Source organism: Pseudomonas karstica, assembly GCF_009707515.1.
Taxonomy (GTDB): Bacteria; Pseudomonadota; Gammaproteobacteria; order Pseudomonadales; family Pseudomonadaceae; genus Aquipseudomonas; species Aquipseudomonas karstica.
In genome coordinates this window covers 1-17,954 of sequence record NZ_WLYI01000001.1, presented here as the reverse complement: position 1 = coordinate 17,954, position 17,954 = coordinate 1, and the positions used below count along the sequence as shown (strand labels likewise).

General features: G+C 45.5%; 13 protein-coding genes. 9 read left to right on the top strand and 4 right to left on the bottom strand.

Translation table 11 applies throughout. The features are described 5' to 3' along the window. Window positions 1-31: 31 nt before the first annotated feature. From GIR22_RS00065 to GIR22_RS00050, 4 genes are read left to right on the top strand one after another with little or no spacing between them, the layout of a single operon-like run. A complete protein-coding gene (locus GIR22_RS00065) occupies window positions 32-1,174 on the top strand; it encodes a tyrosine-type recombinase/integrase (RefSeq protein ID WP_154741325.1) in 1,143 nt (380 codons plus the stop codon). Continuing rightward, a complete protein-coding gene (locus GIR22_RS00060; protein ID WP_154741324.1) occupies window positions 1,167-2,786 on the top strand; it encodes a hypothetical protein in 1,620 nt (539 codons plus the stop codon). The genes GIR22_RS00065 and GIR22_RS00060 overlap by 8 nt, the downstream gene beginning before the upstream one ends. Further along, window positions 2,783-4,624 (top strand): hypothetical protein, encoded by a 1,842-nt coding sequence (locus tag GIR22_RS00055; protein ID WP_154741323.1) that lies wholly within the window; start codon window positions 2,783-2,785, stop codon window positions 4,622-4,624. The genes GIR22_RS00060 and GIR22_RS00055 overlap by 4 nt, the downstream gene beginning before the upstream one ends. Continuing rightward, on the top strand, window positions 4,617-5,021 hold the full coding sequence (locus tag GIR22_RS00050; RefSeq protein ID WP_154741322.1) for a TetR/AcrR family transcriptional regulator: 405 nt from the start codon (window positions 4,617-4,619) through the stop codon (window positions 5,019-5,021). Before GIR22_RS00055 ends, GIR22_RS00050 begins: the two co-directional genes overlap by 8 nt. 12 nt (window positions 5,022-5,033) lie before the next feature. Here GIR22_RS00050 and GIR22_RS00045 read toward each other — a convergent pair whose 3' ends face one another. After that, the gene (locus GIR22_RS00045) at window positions 5,034-5,300 is read right to left on the bottom strand and encodes a helix-turn-helix domain-containing protein (RefSeq protein ID WP_154741321.1); all 267 of its coding nucleotides are present in this window, start codon (window positions 5,298-5,300) and stop codon (window positions 5,034-5,036) included. A 531-nt stretch (window positions 5,301-5,831) separates the two neighbouring features. Between GIR22_RS00045 and GIR22_RS00040 the strand changes: the two genes are divergently transcribed. From GIR22_RS00040 to GIR22_RS00025, 4 genes are all read left to right on the top strand, one after another. After that, on the top strand, window positions 5,832-6,152 hold the full coding sequence (locus GIR22_RS00040) for a hypothetical protein (protein ID WP_154741320.1): 321 nt from the start codon (window positions 5,832-5,834) through the stop codon (window positions 6,150-6,152). A 521-nt stretch (window positions 6,153-6,673) separates the two neighbouring features. After that, window positions 6,674-7,594: a DUF4007 family protein gene (locus tag GIR22_RS00035; RefSeq protein WP_154741319.1), complete on the top strand. Its 921-nt coding sequence runs from the start codon at window positions 6,674-6,676 to the stop codon at window positions 7,592-7,594. After that, window positions 7,587-10,916, top strand: a complete 3,330-nt coding sequence (locus GIR22_RS00030; protein ID WP_154741318.1) for an ATP-binding protein — start codon at window positions 7,587-7,589, stop codon at window positions 10,914-10,916. Before GIR22_RS00035 ends, GIR22_RS00030 begins: the two co-directional genes overlap by 8 nt. Then, complete coding sequence (locus GIR22_RS00025) at window positions 10,909-11,751, top strand: phosphoadenosine phosphosulfate reductase domain-containing protein (RefSeq protein WP_116799876.1); 843 nt, start codon at window positions 10,909-10,911, stop codon at window positions 11,749-11,751. The genes GIR22_RS00030 and GIR22_RS00025 overlap by 8 nt, the downstream gene beginning before the upstream one ends. A gap of 2 nt (window positions 11,752-11,753) precedes the next feature. On the opposite strand, the gene GIR22_RS00020 is transcribed toward GIR22_RS00025, so the two are convergent. From GIR22_RS00020 to GIR22_RS00010, 3 genes are read right to left on the bottom strand one after another with little or no spacing between them, the layout of a single operon-like run. Further along, the gene (locus GIR22_RS00020; protein ID WP_154741317.1) at window positions 11,754-12,785 is read right to left on the bottom strand and encodes a hypothetical protein; all 1,032 of its coding nucleotides are present in this window, start codon (window positions 12,783-12,785) and stop codon (window positions 11,754-11,756) included. A gap of 54 nt (window positions 12,786-12,839) precedes the next feature. Then, window positions 12,840-14,609, bottom strand: coding sequence for an ATP-binding protein (locus GIR22_RS00015; RefSeq protein ID WP_178121999.1), 1,770 nt, complete (start codon window positions 14,607-14,609; stop codon window positions 12,840-12,842). 1 nt (window position 14,610) lies between these two features. Continuing rightward, a complete protein-coding gene (locus GIR22_RS00010; protein ID WP_154741315.1) occupies window positions 14,611-16,209 on the bottom strand; it encodes a DEAD/DEAH box helicase in 1,599 nt (532 codons plus the stop codon). A 962-nt stretch (window positions 16,210-17,171) separates the two neighbouring features. Between GIR22_RS00010 and GIR22_RS00005 the strand changes: the two genes are divergently transcribed. Beyond that, window positions 17,172-17,684, top strand: coding sequence for a hypothetical protein (locus tag GIR22_RS00005; RefSeq protein ID WP_154741314.1), 513 nt, complete (start codon window positions 17,172-17,174; stop codon window positions 17,682-17,684). The last annotated feature ends 270 nt before the right edge of the window (window positions 17,685-17,954 follow it).

Below are 17,954 nucleotides of genomic sequence, written 5' to 3'. Positions count from 1 at the left end.
TACAGTGTCTACTAAGCCGGAGGAATGTTTGATGATGCTCATAGCGGTCAAAAATCTCGCGTTACCCCCAGAGAATTTCACTAAACCTCTCGGAATCAACCAGGTGCGGATATGGAGCTATATTAATAAGTACGACGCTTGCATCCCGATTATTCTGGATAGTGAAGGCGTTTTAATAAGAGAGGCACACAGTTATCTGTATGAAAAGCACATCCTATCCAAAGGCATATCCTCATTCAAAACCATCAAAACTTATTCCGAATGTCTTAATCATTGGTTTAGCTATTGCTGCTTAAAAGGTATTGACTGGCGAGAATCTAGTTTCCGGTCAGTGATTGCATATAGAAACTCTATGAAGGCGTCTTCAGGAGATACAAAAAAGAGCTTAAAGCCTCCAACAATAAACCTAAGAACCACCGTAGTTGTAGAATTTTTGAAGTATTATTCCGGAAATAAACTCAATGACGACTCTGCCCATTCATTGAATGTGACTAGATGGTCTGCACTTACGAAAAATCGCTTAAGTTTAAGAAGCAGAAATTCACGCCCCATTGCACTCTCTGCAGAGTCTTGCCTAAGCATCAGCGGCAAGCTCCATAGTTCACATCGATTAATATTTATCTGGGCGATTTCAACCGGACTCAGAGTTAGCAGCATACTGTCGATCTCAATTAAAGACTTCGAATCTATACCGAACAGCCAGGGAGGAGCATTCATTGATGTAATGACTAAAGGCGGCAAGTGGTTGAAGGTCTTCTTAACCGACTATGTAATGCGTGAGACTAAGAAATATGTTGCAGTAGAAAGAAGGCTTTTAGAACTTCGTGGGACTGGTTCGGAAAGAAGATTTCCTGCAGCTCTTTTTTTGAATAAAGCAGGAGTAGCAATAAATTACAATTGCTATTATGCAGCCTATAAGCGGTGCTGCCGAAGCCTGAGTATCACATCGCACCCGCATCAGACTAGAACGACATTTGCGACTTTCATGGAAGAAACTCTCAGAAACTACGGAAAAGAAAAAGGGGAGGATCATATAAAGATTGTGCAGGGACTTCTTGGGCACGCGAGCGTCAATACAACGATGGCGTATCTGGAAAAAATTAGTGTTTACAGTGCAGAGGTACTCGAATTGCTTGAGGCAAACTCACTGAGTTTAGGTGCCCCAAATGCCTAATATAGAGAAGGTGTTTTACGACGAAAACCGAAGAGTTCAAGTTGTATATCAATTGCGCACGGAAACCTTAGGCGCAGTGATTGCTGAAGAGATCATGGAGGCTTTTTCCGATGTGACAGGCCATTATAATTGCCGCAGCCGAGATCAAGCTTGGCGATCCGTTAAAAAATTTGTCAAGTACTTATGTATTATTGGGTTTTCTACATCCAGCAGAGAGGTAGATGTTGTAAGTGGCTTTGCAGAGTACTTAAACAAAAGCGATAGGCTGAAAAAAACCAATGGAACCCACTATAATATAATTAAGCGCATTGTAAGTCGCATAGCCGATGAAAGTTCACAGCCAGCCTGGAGCAACCAAGGACTCATTTTTAAAAGCTTCACGAGGGAAGCGGAGTGCTCAAGGGATAACGCGGTCAGTGCCGAAGACCTTAAAAATATATCAGCTGCCTGCAAGAAGGCTATATCAGATATAAAGCGCACTTTTTCAATCAGAAAGCGCTTGATGAGTGATACCTTGCCGGAGCAAGAACAGTACTCCCAGCAAGACTTTAAAAATCTTAAGAAGCTAATCGAATTAGAAGAGTTAGGCATTTGGACTCAAAGGCAGATGGCTAGCAACGGCCATGCAACTTTAGGTTGTTCCGGTCTTCGGAAATTAATCATTTGCAAAGAGCTTACACTACCTAGCGTTTTGCCAATTTATTTGATGATAATGATTCAGACTGCCGCAAATCCACTGTCACTAATGGAAATAAATTTGGACTGCCTTTCCAACAATCCCCTCGACCCTAATTCGGCTATTTTGTTATGGGAAAAGAACAGAGCGTCCAGCCCTCAACGATTGAGTCTTTTAAGAGCGGGGAATTACTCTGTACCAAATCTTATTCAGCTAGTGATTGAAATGACCGCACCCTTTCGACATCTAGCATCTGCGGCTGACAAAAATCTTCTTTTCATTACCAGAAAGGGCTCTAAAGCGACTCGCATAAGTGTTCAAAGCCTACACAACTATTTGAAAATATTCAGAGATGAACATGCGCTAACTAACTTTACCTTTGCGGATATACGTAGAGCTGTAGCGGAGCTCGTTTATGAGAGGACCAGATCAGTTCAAGAGGTTACTAGCATTCTGCAGCACCGAAAAAAGGTCACGACCCACTCATATTTAAGAAGCAACGCTGTGACCCAATATAAATACGAAAGACTAGCAGAGTTTCAAGGGCGCATGCTTGAAGTAGTAAGCCGGAGTAAAAGTGCTGACTTTCAAACAGTTTTAGGCTTTAGCTGCTCCGAGCCACTAGCAGGTGCGGTAGCCGGGTCGAGAAAAGGCGAGCCATGCCTGGAGTTTTTATCCTGTGCTACGTGCAAAAACGCCATAGTGCCAATCGACGATCCTCTAGCTATTGCAAGGATCGTACGAGCTCAAGAGCATTTAGAGACGCTAGAAAGCGAATCAATGCTAGACCATGAGTCGCGGGAGCGGTTTGAAAAAATATACAGACCTATTCTTAATATAATAAAAAATGAAATAATGTATAGGGTGTCCACCTCGACATTAAATGCAGCGCTGGCAGTTAAAAGCACTATCGCTGAATTACCGGTCATGACATGAAAAATTCTAACACGCATCAAAAATCAGTTTCTCAGGTCGACCTGCTGAGTTCGCTTGGTATTGCATATGCAGATGACATATGGATCTTAGGAGAAAGTAGCTCTGGTTCAGCGGACAAATCAATTGTAATAAGGTGGAAGAGCGACAAGAAAAATGTCGAGCTTAGTCCTTACTACACTGATCTCCTGAAAAAATTCGCGGCTGGAATGTTATTAGGAGTAATTGGGAGCTACGCACCAGGTACAATCAAACCAAAAGTACTATATTTACGTAGGCTTTTTTTTAGAATTCATGCGGCAGGATATGAAAGGATAGGGCTGATAACGTCAACTTCAATTGTAAAGATAATTAGTTCTGAGGCGACAAAAGGAAAGGGAGTTACTAAGGATACGCTAGAGTGGTGGGGGGCTACTATAAACCAATTTTTTCGTTTAAGGATTTTTATAAAGGAATGTTTCATAGGTCGCCCGATATCTAGAAAAGAAATTATGCAAATCTCTAATTCACTACGAGAGCCAGGATACTGGGAGGCGCCTCCAGAACCAGTGTGTATATTTCTACTTAGAGAGTCAATGAATTTTATGACATTACATTCCGGGCGGATACTGGACTTCTATGAGAGTTATATTTCAGCCGTAGACAATGGCGTAGAAATGGGAATAAATACTGCCCGCAGAATGTCAGCGCATATAGCAACTAAATTTCGTCAAAAAGACTTCTCAGATGTCTTCAAGGATATTAGAGGTTGTGAGCAATGGGCTGCCGATGCTCTATCACTCGGCAAGCTAATTAGACATCTTTCCACTGCATGCTTTATCGTCATCACCTTTACCTGCGGGCAGCGAGTGAGCGAAATCAGACGAGCAGGCTCACGTAGTGTTGTATCAAGACTTCACGATAATGGAGTTAAATATTGCTATTATCATGCGCCTCGTTCCAAAATCAGATATAACGCAGAAAAAAAACAAAGCGATGGTACCGGCCATAGTAACGCTCCATGGGTACTTTCACCTGCAGCAGTAGAGGCTTTCAATATATTATTGAGACTATCTAAGCCAGCGCGACAGAGAAGTGGGCTAGATAACCTTTGGTTAACCCCATTTGGAAATGCACTTTGGCCTTTTTTCCCAAAAAGAAGCTTTAACGTTGTAGGCTCTGCCCAAATAAACGTCAGAATTAACAATTTTGCGAGCTTGATAGGTTTAGAAACGAATACTGGCTGGAGGGGCCGACTTCATTCTCATATGGGCCGTAAGCACCTTGCCCGATTTGTTGCGAAGAGGGACCGTTCAGCACTTGGTGAGTTAGCCCAGCAGTATTCCCATTTGTCGGCAGATAGCGTCGATATAAGTTATGCACGGCCAGACTCAGAATTCAGAAGAATGTTATCAGAAGAGCTTGGCGATGAAATGGCTAAGTTAGGCTCAACATTGCTGGAAACCTCCACGGGCGATTTTTATGCTACGCACGAAAATACTAGGATTCAGAAATTCTTGGGAGAGCTGCGACAAACGCGTGATATCAAACTTCTGATCTCAAGCGGTACTGTAATGCTCCCGTGCCAATGGGGAGTATGTTTATACCTGCAAGAAACCAGCGCCTGTGACGGATCTAGATCAAAACCAAACATCGCAAAAAGAAGTCCAGAGGTTTGTGCAAAATGTACAAATTTTTTGTCTACACCACGGCACCTACAATGGTGGACTGAGTTCGAGTCGGATTGCAAAAAAATCATGAAGCAAAGCAAACTTCCCGATCAGACAAGGTTAGTCGTACTAGAAAGATTAGCCTCAGCAAAAGCGGTAATATCAAAAATCAAGGTGCAAAGCCATGAGTAATACTCGACGAAATCTAATTAATTTACTTTCATCGCTGAAAGCAACAAGCAATATTCCAGTAACTGTCTCCGCTCTCGCAAAAGCGGCTGGTATCAGCAGGTCTACTATATATAAGTACTATCCTGATATTTTAGATATGCTGCAGTCACAAAATACCCCGTTTACAACAGCGAAGCGGACTGAAGCCTCAGTAAAAATAGACTTAATGAAGCGGCGACTAGCTAAGAGTAAAGAGCTAATAGCGTACCTTTCTAATATTTGCTCTAACCAGATGGTCGAAATTGCCGAGCAGGAGGAACTTATTGACCAACTCCAAAAAACTAGCGCGGCGAAAATTTCCTATTTGGAAAGTAAAATAGCAAAACTGGAAATCGTCCCGCTAAAGCGCGTAAAGTGATTTTATAAAAATTTAGTTGTCGATTTCAGACTTAATTTTTTCGAGTAGATCATCTAAATTCAAATTAGGCGTTGAAAGCAATGCGGCCCTGATAATAAGAGTCGCTGGCTGAACGCCCAAACAACTAGCAAATAGATCAAGTCTATTCATGGTTACCGACTTTTTCCCGCGCTCAACATCGCTTACAAAGCTTTGGCTCGCGCCGATCTCTTCTTGAGAAAAATTCCTTTGAGTCCGGGTTTGCCTGATCGCAAGGCCAATTGCTTCATTCGATGTCATTTTCCACTCCGATAAAAAGGGAAAATGAAGCCTTCTACGGTTGGAAAACACTATGCTCTATAGAGTATATTTGTCTTGGCGCATGAAACGCCCTGCGTGTAGCCGCTTCACGCATCAGCGGGGACCCTTATTGCTTATCTGACAAACCTCGCAGGGGCGGAAGATGAAAAAAATACTCGACAATACTGGAAACGTTGTCGCAGAACTGTTGAGGGCTCAATGCGCTAACAGAACACCGGCGTTAGGTAAGAAGTATTTCTTGCTAACCGAATGTACTAACGATGAGATTTCCTTTTACAGTATGGGGGCATCATGGGGGGGTACCGGTGAGAATAGAGTGCCTAGGCCAGTCGACGGATTAGAGTTTATTGAGTTTTACCACGCGAGGGGGATCCGGTGCCTAGTAATTCATACAGTCGAAGAATTTCAGTATTGGATTCGTGATTGGGGGTGTCCGGCGTTGATTGATCCGTATATATGGGCATGTCGGAGCGCTGATAAGTAATTTCAAACTTCGTATAGGGCGGCATTATGTTGTTACCAGGAGCAGAGGTTAAAGGTTTGGACCACGAAGAGTGCTTGGCATTGATAGAGTGCGCTGAGGACGCTCAAGATCAGCTAATGTCACTATTGGCGCTTTTGGTTAGCGCGGAACGCAAGCGCCCATCTCCAAACGACTCATTGATTTCAGAGTGGAATGATTTACTTCAATTATCAATTGATCTAGAAATTGCGCTACCTGGTTCAGATGTATCAACATATGAAAAAACAATAGCCATTTTTCGATCTGAGAGTTCTAAATTAGAGCGACAGATAGGTTTGCATTATAAGTCCAGTGAAGATGGCATATAATATTTTATAAGCTCTAGTTCTTGTGATTATTATATGAGGTGGCATTTGCAGGACTAATAACTAAACACATGATTAACGGTAAAATTGGCTGAGTATTGACATCTCAATGTGATCTATACGCAGCCCTTTTCGATCTGCAAGATCTGCCTGACACAATCGAGTAAGAACGGTAGCTTCCCCCTGTGGAATGCTCAAAAATAGCGAAAAAACGGTAAGTGTTAGGGTGGCGGCGATAAATTTGCGCCATTGCTTTAGCTCCTGGCCTGCAACGCAAAGTGGGGAGATGTGCTCGCCGCTACCATAATAGATAGCAAAAACGTCTTCCTAAATAATACGCTCTCTCTTGTGGCGTCTTCCTCGCGAAGGATGGGCTAGGTGACCACTGGAGCGCGACTCCTTCACCGGGACGACTCGCGTACCGCATTTCGCCACCACACCCCCTCATCTACCTGTTTTTATATCCAGCATTTTCGGTTATTCGAACTGGTGCGACTCACCAGTTCGAGTGTATGATCGCAGTCATGAAACCGACCAAATCACCCCGCCGAACAAATCTCGCTCATTTTTCCGGTCATGAGACGTTCCCTCTACGTCAAATGTGGCTCAAAAAGGCTTTCGACCGCTCTGATGGCGGCGGCTTAATGCAAAAATCGACTTTTACGGAGGAGAACGCCGTTGCAGTCTTCGGCGTTGGTAAGAATATGGTCTCATCGATCCGGCATTGGGCATTGGCGTGCGGCTTGATTTATGAGGTTGATGACGGCTTCCGCGTAGGGGGGATGGCAACGGAGATCTTCAAAAATGAAGGGCTTGATCCCTATGCAGAGAATCCTTCGACAGCTTGGCTTGCTCACTGGCAACTAGCAGGAAAGTGTTTTCGGTCGACCACGTGGTATTGGCTGTTCAACCATGTCACCGCACCTACGTTCACTCGACTAGGTCTCGAAGAGCCATTGGCGAACTTTGCTCGTGATCTTGACCCAAAACATCGTCTCTCCAATTCAACTATTTCACGTGACTTGGAGACATGTCTTCGTAGCTACGCTCCACGTGCGTCGGGAGGATCACCTGAGGATTTAGCTGAGCCCCTTCTAGGTGAGCTCGGGCTACTGCAAGAAGTTCACAAAGGACAATTTGCATTTCGACGCGGACCTAAAGGTTCACTCCATGATGGCGTTTTTGCCTATGCGCTTGTTGACTTCTGGAATCGTGCAGCTGCCGGGCAGAGCTCGTTAGCTTTTGAAACCATTGCATATGCGGAAGGCTCTCCTGGACGAGTCTTTAAACTCGATGAGGAGTCAATTGCTCGAAGGCTGATTGCGCTTTCTGACCTCACGGGTCAAAAACTCGCATGGACAGACTCTGCCGGTTTGAGACAGGTTCATCGAAATAATCTTACTAAAGAAGATATTAGAAATATGATCAGGCGTGCCTATGACTGACAAGAAGCAACAGACTCTGTCGGACATTGTCCAAATTTCACCACAATACCAACGCTCGATTCGTATTGATGCTGATATAGGGCGCGCCGATGCTCTCTCAGGTTATATCTGTAATACGACCGCAACTACGGTTGTCGATAACATGTGCAAACAGCTGTTGGGAACGAATCAACGCTGTTTCACCTGGACTGGTCCGTTCGGCGGTGGGAAAAGCTCATTAGCTGTCGCACTAGCTAGCGTGCTATTACCTGAGAAGAAAGTCAGGGCCAAGGCTCGCGAAGCCCTACATCTTGAAGCCAAAAAAGACTTTGATAAAGCCTTTCCGGTTAGTAAGGGCTGGCTAATAGTGCCCACAGTGGGTAGGCGTGGGAGCGCAGTGGATGGGCTTCAAAGTGCGCTCAAACGAGCGCAAGGGCATGCAGTCAGCGACTCAGTTAAGAGCAGCGCACAAATTCTGATTGCGGAACTGCTTAAGGAAGCTAAAGACCGTCCGAAAGACGGCGTGCTGATAATTATCGACGAAATGGGTAAATTCTTGGAAGCCTCTGCTATTGGCTCCGGAGATGATGTCTATTTTTTTCAGGAATTAGCAGAAGCTGCCGCTCGCTCTGAGGGCCGAATCGTCGTAATAGGAATACTACATCAGTCGTTCGCTCAATATTCGAATCGACTGGGCATAGATACCCGTGACGATTGGACGAAGGTCCAAGGGCGATATGTCGACCTTCCCTTTGTGGCAGCCAGTGACGAAGTGGTCGAGCTTATAGGTCGAGCAATTGACGCGGGACCGAATACAAATTCGATATCTAACGAATCTAAGATTGTCGCGGATGCGATTAGCTCACGTCGACCTGCTGTGGGCAAAGAGTTCGCCGCTGCATTAACGAAATGCTGGCCATTACATCCAGCAATGGCGGCATTACTCGGCCCTATATCTAAACGACAATTCGGTCAGAACGAGCGAAGCACCTTCGGTTTTTTATCCTCGGTAGAACCTTACGGATTTCGGGCCTATCTCAATTCGACTGTCGCCAGTCAGTCAAACTCATACCGCCCAAGTGATTACTGGGATTACCTAAGATCCAATCTCGAACCTGCAATACTCGCCTCACCAGATGGGCATCGATGGTCTCAAGCCGTTGAAGCCGTAGAGCGAGCAGAAGCTAAAACAAGTGATCCATTGCTAGTATCACTTATAAAAAATATAGCGATAATTGATCTTTTTCGGAATGGATCGGGTCTCATTGCAGATGCTGCGGTGCTAAAAGCGCTTTTCCACGACACGACAATGGAACAGCTCGAAATAGCATTAAGCAGGCTTTCAGAGCTGAAGGTTGTAATTTATAAGAGCTACACCGGAGCATGGTCTGTCTTTGAGGGCAGTGACTTCGATATAGATGCCGCTGTGGCCCAAGCCCTGAGTACCTCTCCCGGTATCGATTATGCACACCTCGCTCAGTTAATGGGAATGCATCCCGTGGTAGCCAAAAGGCACTACCATGAGACAGGCTCTATGCGCTGGATGGAGTTGTCTCTGTGCAGCATCGAGCAGGCCGAAAAGGTCGCTGCGAATTTTGAACCAACCAAAGGTGAATTCGGAGCATTTATATTAGCTCTCCCCGACAAAGGCATGAGCATAAAAAACGCACAATCACGTGCCCAGTCCTTTTCGAAGCTTCGTCCATGGCCGATTTTAATCGGCATCCCCAACAACCACGCGCGCATTGTAGACCTATCTTCGGAGCTTATGGCTCTCGAGCAGGTTAAGGAGCGGCATGAGCTTGCCGGCGACGCGGTAGCTCGGCGCGAGGTGTATGCGCGGTTAGCCGCAACTCGTGCAGCGCTTGAGGACCAGCTCCAGACTGCTGTTTCACTGACGACCTGGAATACTGGGGCCAATCAGATAGGCCATGATTCAAAGCTATCGCCAATCGCGTCTCGCCTAGCTGAAGGCCTTTTTAGCGCCTCTCCGCAGATATGGAGTGAGTTGGTAAATCGCGATAGCGTTTCTAGCAATAGCGTAAAGGCTCGCCGAGATTTACTTCATGCGATGATCAATAACGAGCCGCTAGAATGTCTGGGTTTTGAGGGGTTTCCTGCAGAACGCGGACTGTATGAGACGCTTCTCCGTGTTACTGGGCTTCATCGGCAGGATGGCGATAGTTGGCGTTTTGCTATACCTGGTGATCAGCTACTAGCTGGCTTTGACAAGTTATGGTTGGAGACTCGTTCTCTTTTCTCAAGTTCTGACGCACGAATCGGAGCCCCAGAAATCTATAAGCTCTGGAGCGCCCCACCTTATGGAATGAAGCGGGGAATACAGCCGGTAATTTTTACGGCTTTCATGCTCGCCCATAAGGCAAATATCGCTGTATATAAAGATGGGCTTTTCGTACCTCACCTGACCGACTTTGATATCGATGAATGTTTACAAGACCCAGCTCGTTTCTCGTTGCGCTGGGTCGCGATTGATGCAGATAAAGCACAGATATTGAGTGGTATATCAGAGCTTTTAACTGAAGTCGGTGAACGCTCGGGCGCTTCGGATCCACTCGAGGCGGCTAGGGGCCTAGTAGCAATGGTTTTCAATCTGCCCGAATGGACTCGGCGGACTCATCGCTTAAATGAGACAGCAAAAAGTATTCGGGACATGTTGCTAAAGGCAAATGATCCACATAAGGTGCTTTTTGTTGATCTTGCGTCTCTTCTAAATACGGCTGATGGTAAGTCCTATATAAGTGCCCTTCGTGGGCCTATCCAAGAGATTGCAGGCGCTTACGAAAGTATGCTTGCAGACGTAGAATCAAAAATGCTGGATGCACTTGATTCTAGTAGAGATGACCTCCGATCTCTTCGTGAGCGTGCTAAAGCTGTCACAGGGCTTTCTGGAGACCTGCGAGCTAACGCGTTCACATCCCGATTAGCTAACTATGACGGTAGTAGAGCATCCTTAGAAGGCATTCTTAGTTTAGCTGCAGATAAGCCTCCACATGACTGGGTAGATCGACATATCGATGCGGCAGTTCTGGAACTGAGTAAATTTGCGCGGCGCCTCCGAGACGCCGAGGCATTCGTGGCAGTCAATGGCCGTAAAAACCATTATGAAGCTATTGCTATAGTAATAGGTGCAGGCGCAGACACAAAGACCTTTTCCCGCTCGTTCGCTATCTCAGAACGCAGCCGCGCGATAGTAGAGACGAAGGCTCTAGAGCTGACTAAATTGCTTGAAGATCAAGGATTAGATACAGAACTATCGCTCGCTGTATTGGCCAAAGCTGGACTAACACTGGCATCACTTGACGAAGGACATACCGATGACTAAGCGACACGTACTGGGTATCTCAGGTGGTAAAGATAGTGCTGCGCTCGCAATTTATATGCGTGATCGTCATCCAGAGCTAGATATAGATTACTTTTTTACAGACACCGGTGAAGAGCTGCCCGAAGTAAAAGAGTTTCTTGATAAACTCGAGGGGTATCTGGGAAAACCTATCGCTAGACTTAATCCAGGGCGCGACTTTAGGTTCTGGCTGCGCCAATATAATCACTTCCTGCCTAACCCTCAGTCTCGTTGGTGCACACGGATGTTGAAGCTAAAGCCCTTTGAAGAATGGGTTAAGCCTTGGTTAGCTTCCGGGGATGAAGTAACGTCCTATGTTGCAATTCGGGCAGATGAGGAATATCGAGAGGGCTACTCGGCCAAATCTGACAACCTCATCGTTAAGCTGCCATTTCGTGAAGCTGGCATAAATAAAGCGGCAGTAATCGACATTTTGGAAAGTTCAGGAGTAGGTTATCCCAAGTACTACGAATGGCGTTCAAGGAGCGGTTGCACCTTTTGTTTCTTCCAGCAAAAGATAGAATGGGTTCGCCTTAAAGAAAGGCATCCTGATTCTTACGAAGCCGCAAAAGCTTTAGAGAAGGATGCTTTGGAACACGGCTCCCCTTTTACCTGGTCAAAAGGGGAGTCCTTATCCGATATGGAGCACCCCGCCCGCATTACTGAAATTAAGGCCGAATATGAGCTACGTCGTCTACGGCAAAAAGCTAGGACACCACAGAATCCGCTACGCCCCTTAAAAACGGGCCTCGAAGATATAGATGACGTTTACGGTGAAGATGAAGGTAACGGGTCTTGCCTTATCTGCCACAAATAAATCTAGAAATTGTCAAGATAGCTTTCTAAATTTGAAAGACTTATATGCATAGTATTCGTTGTACCCAAAACCGCGCACTCGTTAGCGCTGATATTGACGGTGGCTTCTTTTATAGATTGCGGGGCATCTACTCCGAAGTATTTCACATACATTTGGAGATGATAGTCTCCGTGAGGCCATTCACTTATATTGTATCCCGATTTATCGATTGGAACGAACAGGAGTGAGTTGTAAACAGCAGTTTGCGGTGAGACAGCAAATTCGCCAAATGGTCTGGCTTTAGATCTCCTAATTTTAATATCTGTTGAATCATCGATAAGCACAACGGAAGGTCTGTATCGCATTTCTAAACTATCCGAAGAAATGCGGAGCAAAAACCATTCCACCACAGTAGTCATTAGTCCACCGTTAACTATAGTTATAGGTGCTATTATCTCAAATGCCCTTTTTGATAGTTCTACTGGGCTGACCAGCTCGATGCTACTCCATAGTGAGCTGCAGTTAGCAGAAAGCCGATTTTGAATTGCTTCGGGATAGGCGGATGTTATCCAGTATAACATCCAACCATCAAACTCTTCTCTTGAGAGCCTCTTCCCTTGCACAGCGCCTTCCAGTAAGCGAGCTGATATTATATATACTAACGACTCCCTTATAGGAAGGGACAGTGGAACGATCCCTTTCGCCATAAGATATCGATCAACTTTTGTTATAGCTTGATCGGTAAGCGCTAGTGTATCTAAAGAGAAAGGGACAGGTACCTCAACCCCATCGAAAGGAGAGTTCTTAATAACTGAAGCAGCGATAGGACCTGCGAGTATAAGCTGGTAATTGTCCGCAGGCCCGGAAGCTTTTAATTCTGCGCACCAAGATGTGGCATCAGCTAGGGTGATTTGATTTTGAGAGGACTTTACTTGCTGCACTCTAAGCTTACCGTCTGAGAGTTCCCAAGCTATATCAACTTTGTCATTTGCGGAGTCCGGTTCAATAGTGACCGCAGCCCAGTTGAAATTGGCCGAGTGTAATGTATCCAGCAAACAAACTAGAGTCTGTATCGAAAAGCCTCTTATAGCCTCGCGCCCTCCCATTGGTTAATCCTCCACCTCAAAAAAGTCCATGGCCATGCGCCCCCACTGCAGGCGCGTTTCCTCAATAGCCAAGCGCATTTTTTCACTGGGAGTTTCATCTTCCATGCGAGCCCACGCAGCAATTAGCGAGAGAACATTTTTAGCATATTGAAGTTCATGATTGTCGTCACCTCTAAGCGCGTCAAAAAGCCGAGCATGAACCGGGTGTCTAGTGTTGAGCGTAACGAGGATTAACCCTCCAGCTGTCGACACATCGAAAAACATTTGGCCAGATACATCCGCATGCTTAAATCGGAATTTTATTTTCTTAGTTACGTAATCAACAGCGATGTCGTGCGCGACTCTGTCATCCACGCCATCCTGGATTATGTCTGTTGTTATAGCTTTTGTTCGATCATCTTCCGGTAGTTCTTCTTGTTTGTCACTTCTTCCGGTATCTCCAACTCTATCTCGACGCCGCGTCACAGAATTTGTTGCTGCCTGTTCAGCTTTATTTTCTGGACGTTCTTTTTGTCCTTGTACGCGATCACCTTCGCGCATTTTTGCTACTTGGCTACGCATTATACCCAAGAGTTTTTCAATCTCTCTGCTGATATAATACATAGGAAGGCGAGAGTCGCGATCCAACTCAAGGACTTCTTTATATTCTGGTATTGTAAGACTTTCAGCGTCTGCGTCTTCCTCGAAGCTTAAGCGCAAGAAACCAGTCGCCGCTTGCTTGTTGTTACTAACACCAAAAACATCATCTAATCCGGGGGAAAATTCTACTTCTATACCCCACCATCTTTCACGTGAATCGTAGGAGTTAAGGAAGCTATGATTCATTTCCAATTCACGCCCGGAGCGCACTACAGAAATGCCCTGATTTTTCAATGCATGCTGCCCGATAGGTTTAGTGCCTCCTTCTCGCCTTGCTTCGGGCTTGCAAATCGAAGCGCGAATTGTAACAGGGTGGTCTTCTCCGTTATGCCCGACTGTTATAACTTGTGGCTCGCCAAACGGAACAAATGCCGGATTCTGGTCAAATGGAGTTGGGGAATTTGTCCCAGACATTAAATAAAGCGGGTCGTTTGGCCTAACATAGCTTTCAAAAATTGATAAATATTGGGACGCTTTCAGCTCGTAAGCTGCAAACCTTATGCGTACAGATTTTCTATTTATGAAATGTCGATATACACGACCGGCGATAAACTCGGTGTGTCTGAGGAGCGTAGTACTCTGCTTCCAAGTTACTCGATCAAGCTCACTCCAAACAACCAATGTACCTTGACTCTCGACCTCTCCAGCGATCAGTGACAGCCATTCTGCAGGTATTGCCGATACTACTGGAACAGGGACCTCTGTCATATGCCCCAGCTGAATCTCGCTGACATCCAGATAAACGTGGTGAACTATCCCTTTTTGCCAGCTCCACACATCAACCCGTTTGCATTGAGATATTGACGAGTTAGGCAACCCCATACCAAACTTTCCAATTCCTTTTTGGTTTTTGGGATCTAAGCGAGTGCCGTTTCCGAATTGAAGGGCTTTCCGAAGTAGGGCAGGATCCATGCCTGTAGCGTTGTCGAAGACCGCCAGTCGAGAAAGCCTGCGGCGTCCACCGATAGGGGCTTCATCGATGCAAATGAGCTCGACCTCGGTCATTTTTCCGGAGTCTTGGCCCGACTGGACGGAGTTGTCGATCAACTCTGCAAGGGCGTGCGCAGTGTCTCTGTACCCGGAGCTCCGCATCGCAGAAATTGAGAGGTTTTGAGGGATGATAGGAAATGTCATTTTATAGCTCCGAAAGATCAAGCTTGTTCCAGGATTCCAAAACTTCGTGAGCATATGCTCGTCTGGGAATCGAATCTGCGACCACTACGATTTTGAGCTGACTCTCTCCTACCTTTCGGAGATTAGCGAGCCGACCAATCATCCCGTGATATACAGATTCAGACAAAGTTGGGCACGCAACGACTGCTACGGACATTTCGGGAACTGAGTCGCCAGAGATGAGAAAGCCATGAACGCATAATATTTTCGCTGTTCGGGCATTAAACCGCTTTATTTCACGGTCCCTTTCCTCTGGCGAACTGTCGCTCGTAACGGACGCGGCTTGGGTACCTCGGAATGCTAATAAGCCAGCGAATAAACGCGCGTGATCAGCAGTGACTGTGTAGAAAACTATATCGCCTTTAGTCTTGGATGCTTCGTTGAGTAGCAACTCTAGCAGCGCATGATTACGCTCAACATTTTTACTAATAAGGTCGAGCCTTTCAACGCTAAACTCTAGAGCGTCTTCGTCAATTGTTAGTGTCGAGTCCCATGTAACAGGGAAGACTTCAATCTCAACCTCGCTAACATCACCAGCGTCGCGCAACAATCTTATAGGATCATCATCATCTATCGTTATATAAGCTTTAGAGAAGCGTATATTTAGCTCTCCAGATGAAGAGTCTTTCATTATTGTAACCCCTGGCGAGGCTGATATTCCTACCAAGCTAAAGGTAGGTGTTTTTTCCATCATCTCTAAAATTTTTATTCCGGCCAAATGCCCAGCATGGGCTGCATCACCTAGGACTAATACGCGAGACTTCTCTCCCAGCTTGATTAGTTCTGCTTCTCCGCCTTCTGCGTTCGCAATGCAGTCTATCTTGGCGATATCTGCAATGATGATGCAATTTTCAAGGCTTCCTAGATCTGGGATCTTTCTATTCCCATAAGCTCGATAAATTGTTATATCGTGCGATCCAAGCTGCTCCCAGACGGTACGGACCTCGCTGAACGCCTCTTCGCATAGTGCTTCTCCAGGGGTCAGCCAGACAATTACTTGACCTTCTGGTTCGGATCGATAAAGGTCAAGCACGGCAGTTGCAACTAGACGTAACTTTCCGGCACCGTATGGCATGTGTATCAATGCGTTGGCTGATGGAGTCGAGATTACGCTTCGTAGCTTTCGAAATGCCGTAAGTTGATGAGATCGAAGTTTATGACTAGCAATGGTTTTTCGAGAGCCTTCAGTTGCATGGCTTGCCAAATCAGTGGCGTCGTATGTGACATTAAACCATCGAGTCAATATCTCTAGGTTGGAAGGGTTTACATCAAAATTAGTACCGCTGAGAGTCAAAAGAGCAGCGGAGGTAGGTAGTAGAAGAAGTTCGCATAATGCTCTTCCCTCTTCTACTTCCAGTTTTGAAAACAATAGCTCCCGCACTTCGGCACTCCGAAGTGCTCCCTCCTCTCCAAGCACACTTACTACAAGAAACGCCAAACTCTCCGGATTTAGAGTCGCATTGCCTACCTTTTGCAACAATGTTATAGTAGCATCACCAAGGATAGGTTTCAGCGCATCGAAATCACACCGCGCCAAATGGTCAATAAGTTTTTTGCTCAAGAGCGTTCCTCCCTAGCGCGAGTACTTGTGGGTATATGAGCAACCTACAATCATTGATCTCTCCTTGCTCGTTGCCAAAGACTCATATGCGCCATAACTAAAAATGTCCATTTATGATTAGAAAATAGCATCTCTTTTTCGGATCAGTGCTCAAGCTGAATTTGATCGCGAAAGGCGACAAAGCTAGATGTTTCAACATCAGAAACTCGCCATAGGACCCACTCGTAGCTACATATAGCGCGCAAGGTGCTTTCTCGGAAAAACTTCGTTTTTCCAAGCCTATTGATCGGATTTGGGTAGTACCTGGGGGTAGGTTGCCTATCATAGAGCGCCTCCGTTTCGCACGACCTCAATCCTTTTTTTGCCAGCCGCCCACGGGAAAGCGAGCACCACCCCTCGAGCCGTGCTGATTAACGCACTTCCTATTCAGAAATGAAAGCTTGGATCTCTCACTGAGGCCCCTCAAAGGTAAGCCACGTTCGACATCACGCCACTGACGCGTCGCGGTGCGCATGGTCAGGGGATGCAGAATGGTCGAAAAATCAGCGCAATTTGAGCTTGAGCGGAGCCACCTACAGGGCTCTGTCACAGTGCCTGTCGCTTCCCCAGTATCGCGAATCTCGGCTTGCCAAATATCGTAGTACCGAGTGAGCGGGAAATTTGAGATGCTAGTTGACTTAGGATCGCCTAAATTCCACGCCGCTGCTAATCTTTTCGTAAACCGCAGGAGCTGTAAGGTTGCTTAGAAAAATATAAAATTTTTCATATTGTAGAGTTTAAGTTGGTTATATATTGGGGCGCACAATGGTTTGTATTTGCTAATAATTTTAGCATAACAAAGCTCCGACATGGCTTTTGGTCGTACTATTAATCGTGCGCCCTGCTATGATATGACTCGCACTTGCTTCGTATAAATAGATTCATCTTATAATAGTTGGCTTACATAGGTTTAAAGGAGTTATATGGATACTCATAATAAAATGACTAGGGATTTCCGGAACAAACTTCAGGCTTTACTGGCGCGTAAAGCAAACCATAAGTGCATGTATCCTGGCTGCACCCAGCCAGCGATTAATGCACATGCTATTTCTAAAGAATATGCTCTTCGTGGTATAGCGAAGGATGGCATTTTGATTCACCCAGAGCCCTTGCGCTTAGATGAAGATATCTATTGCAGAATAAAATTCTGTGAAGTGGGTACCCAAAAGGCTTCTACTTTCAAAGGGTTTTGCAAGACTCACGACTCTACATTTGGCGCACTAGACAAGACCGGTATCAATACTTTAGGAGATGTTTTTCTTCAGCTATACCGATCATTCGCAAACATCGTGTTTGTAGACAATGCTTACCTCGCTAGCGCACGACATGCAGGTGATCACGAGAACTTTAATCAGGATTTTGAGTTAAGCAAGCCTATAAGTGCTAGTCGCGGGCTTTCGTTATCGTACGATTTACTTGATGGTTATAATAATTAAACTGAGCAATTACCACCTTACGACAAGTTGAAATTAACTCCATTTTCATCAGTTGCGGGAATGAATGCTGATGTTCTTATAAGACGAATTCATTTTCCCTGCCCTGTTGCTTTACATAAAAGATTTGTAATACGTGAGGAGGGTATTTATCACGATACCTTCGTTTTCGTAGTTCCATCTGCCACCACGTCAATGATGATAATTGTTTGTGATCCGAAATATACTGAAAGATTTTCTGCAAAGGTCCATACAGAAATAGATACACTGAAC

Bases quoted from the DNA above. Each gene is read 5' to 3' on its own strand.
- GIR22_RS00065 (WP_154741325.1), top strand. From the start codon at position 32: ATGATGCTCATAGCGGTCAAAAATCTCGCGTTACCCCCAGAGAATTTC.
- GIR22_RS00060 (WP_154741324.1), top strand. From the start codon at position 1,167: ATGCCTAATATAGAGAAGGTGTTTTACGACGAAAACCGAAGAGTTCAA.
- GIR22_RS00055 (WP_154741323.1), top strand. From the start codon at position 2,783: ATGAAAAATTCTAACACGCATCAAAAATCAGTTTCTCAGGTCGACCTG.
- GIR22_RS00050 (WP_154741322.1), top strand. From the start codon at position 4,617: ATGAGTAATACTCGACGAAATCTAATTAATTTACTTTCATCGCTGAAA.
- GIR22_RS00045 (WP_154741321.1), bottom strand. From the start codon at position 5,300: ATGACATCGAATGAAGCAATTGGCCTTGCGATCAGGCAAACCCGGACT.
- GIR22_RS00040 (WP_154741320.1), top strand. From the start codon at position 5,832: ATGTTGTTACCAGGAGCAGAGGTTAAAGGTTTGGACCACGAAGAGTGC.
- GIR22_RS00035 (WP_154741319.1), top strand. From the start codon at position 6,674: ATGAAACCGACCAAATCACCCCGCCGAACAAATCTCGCTCATTTTTCC.
- GIR22_RS00030 (WP_154741318.1), top strand. From the start codon at position 7,587: ATGACTGACAAGAAGCAACAGACTCTGTCGGACATTGTCCAAATTTCA.
- GIR22_RS00025 (WP_116799876.1), top strand. From the start codon at position 10,909: ATGACTAAGCGACACGTACTGGGTATCTCAGGTGGTAAAGATAGTGCT.
- GIR22_RS00015 (WP_178121999.1), bottom strand. From the start codon at position 14,609: ATGACATTTCCTATCATCCCTCAAAACCTCTCAATTTCTGCGATGCGG.
- GIR22_RS00005 (WP_154741314.1), top strand. From the start codon at position 17,172: ATGGATACTCATAATAAAATGACTAGGGATTTCCGGAACAAACTTCAG.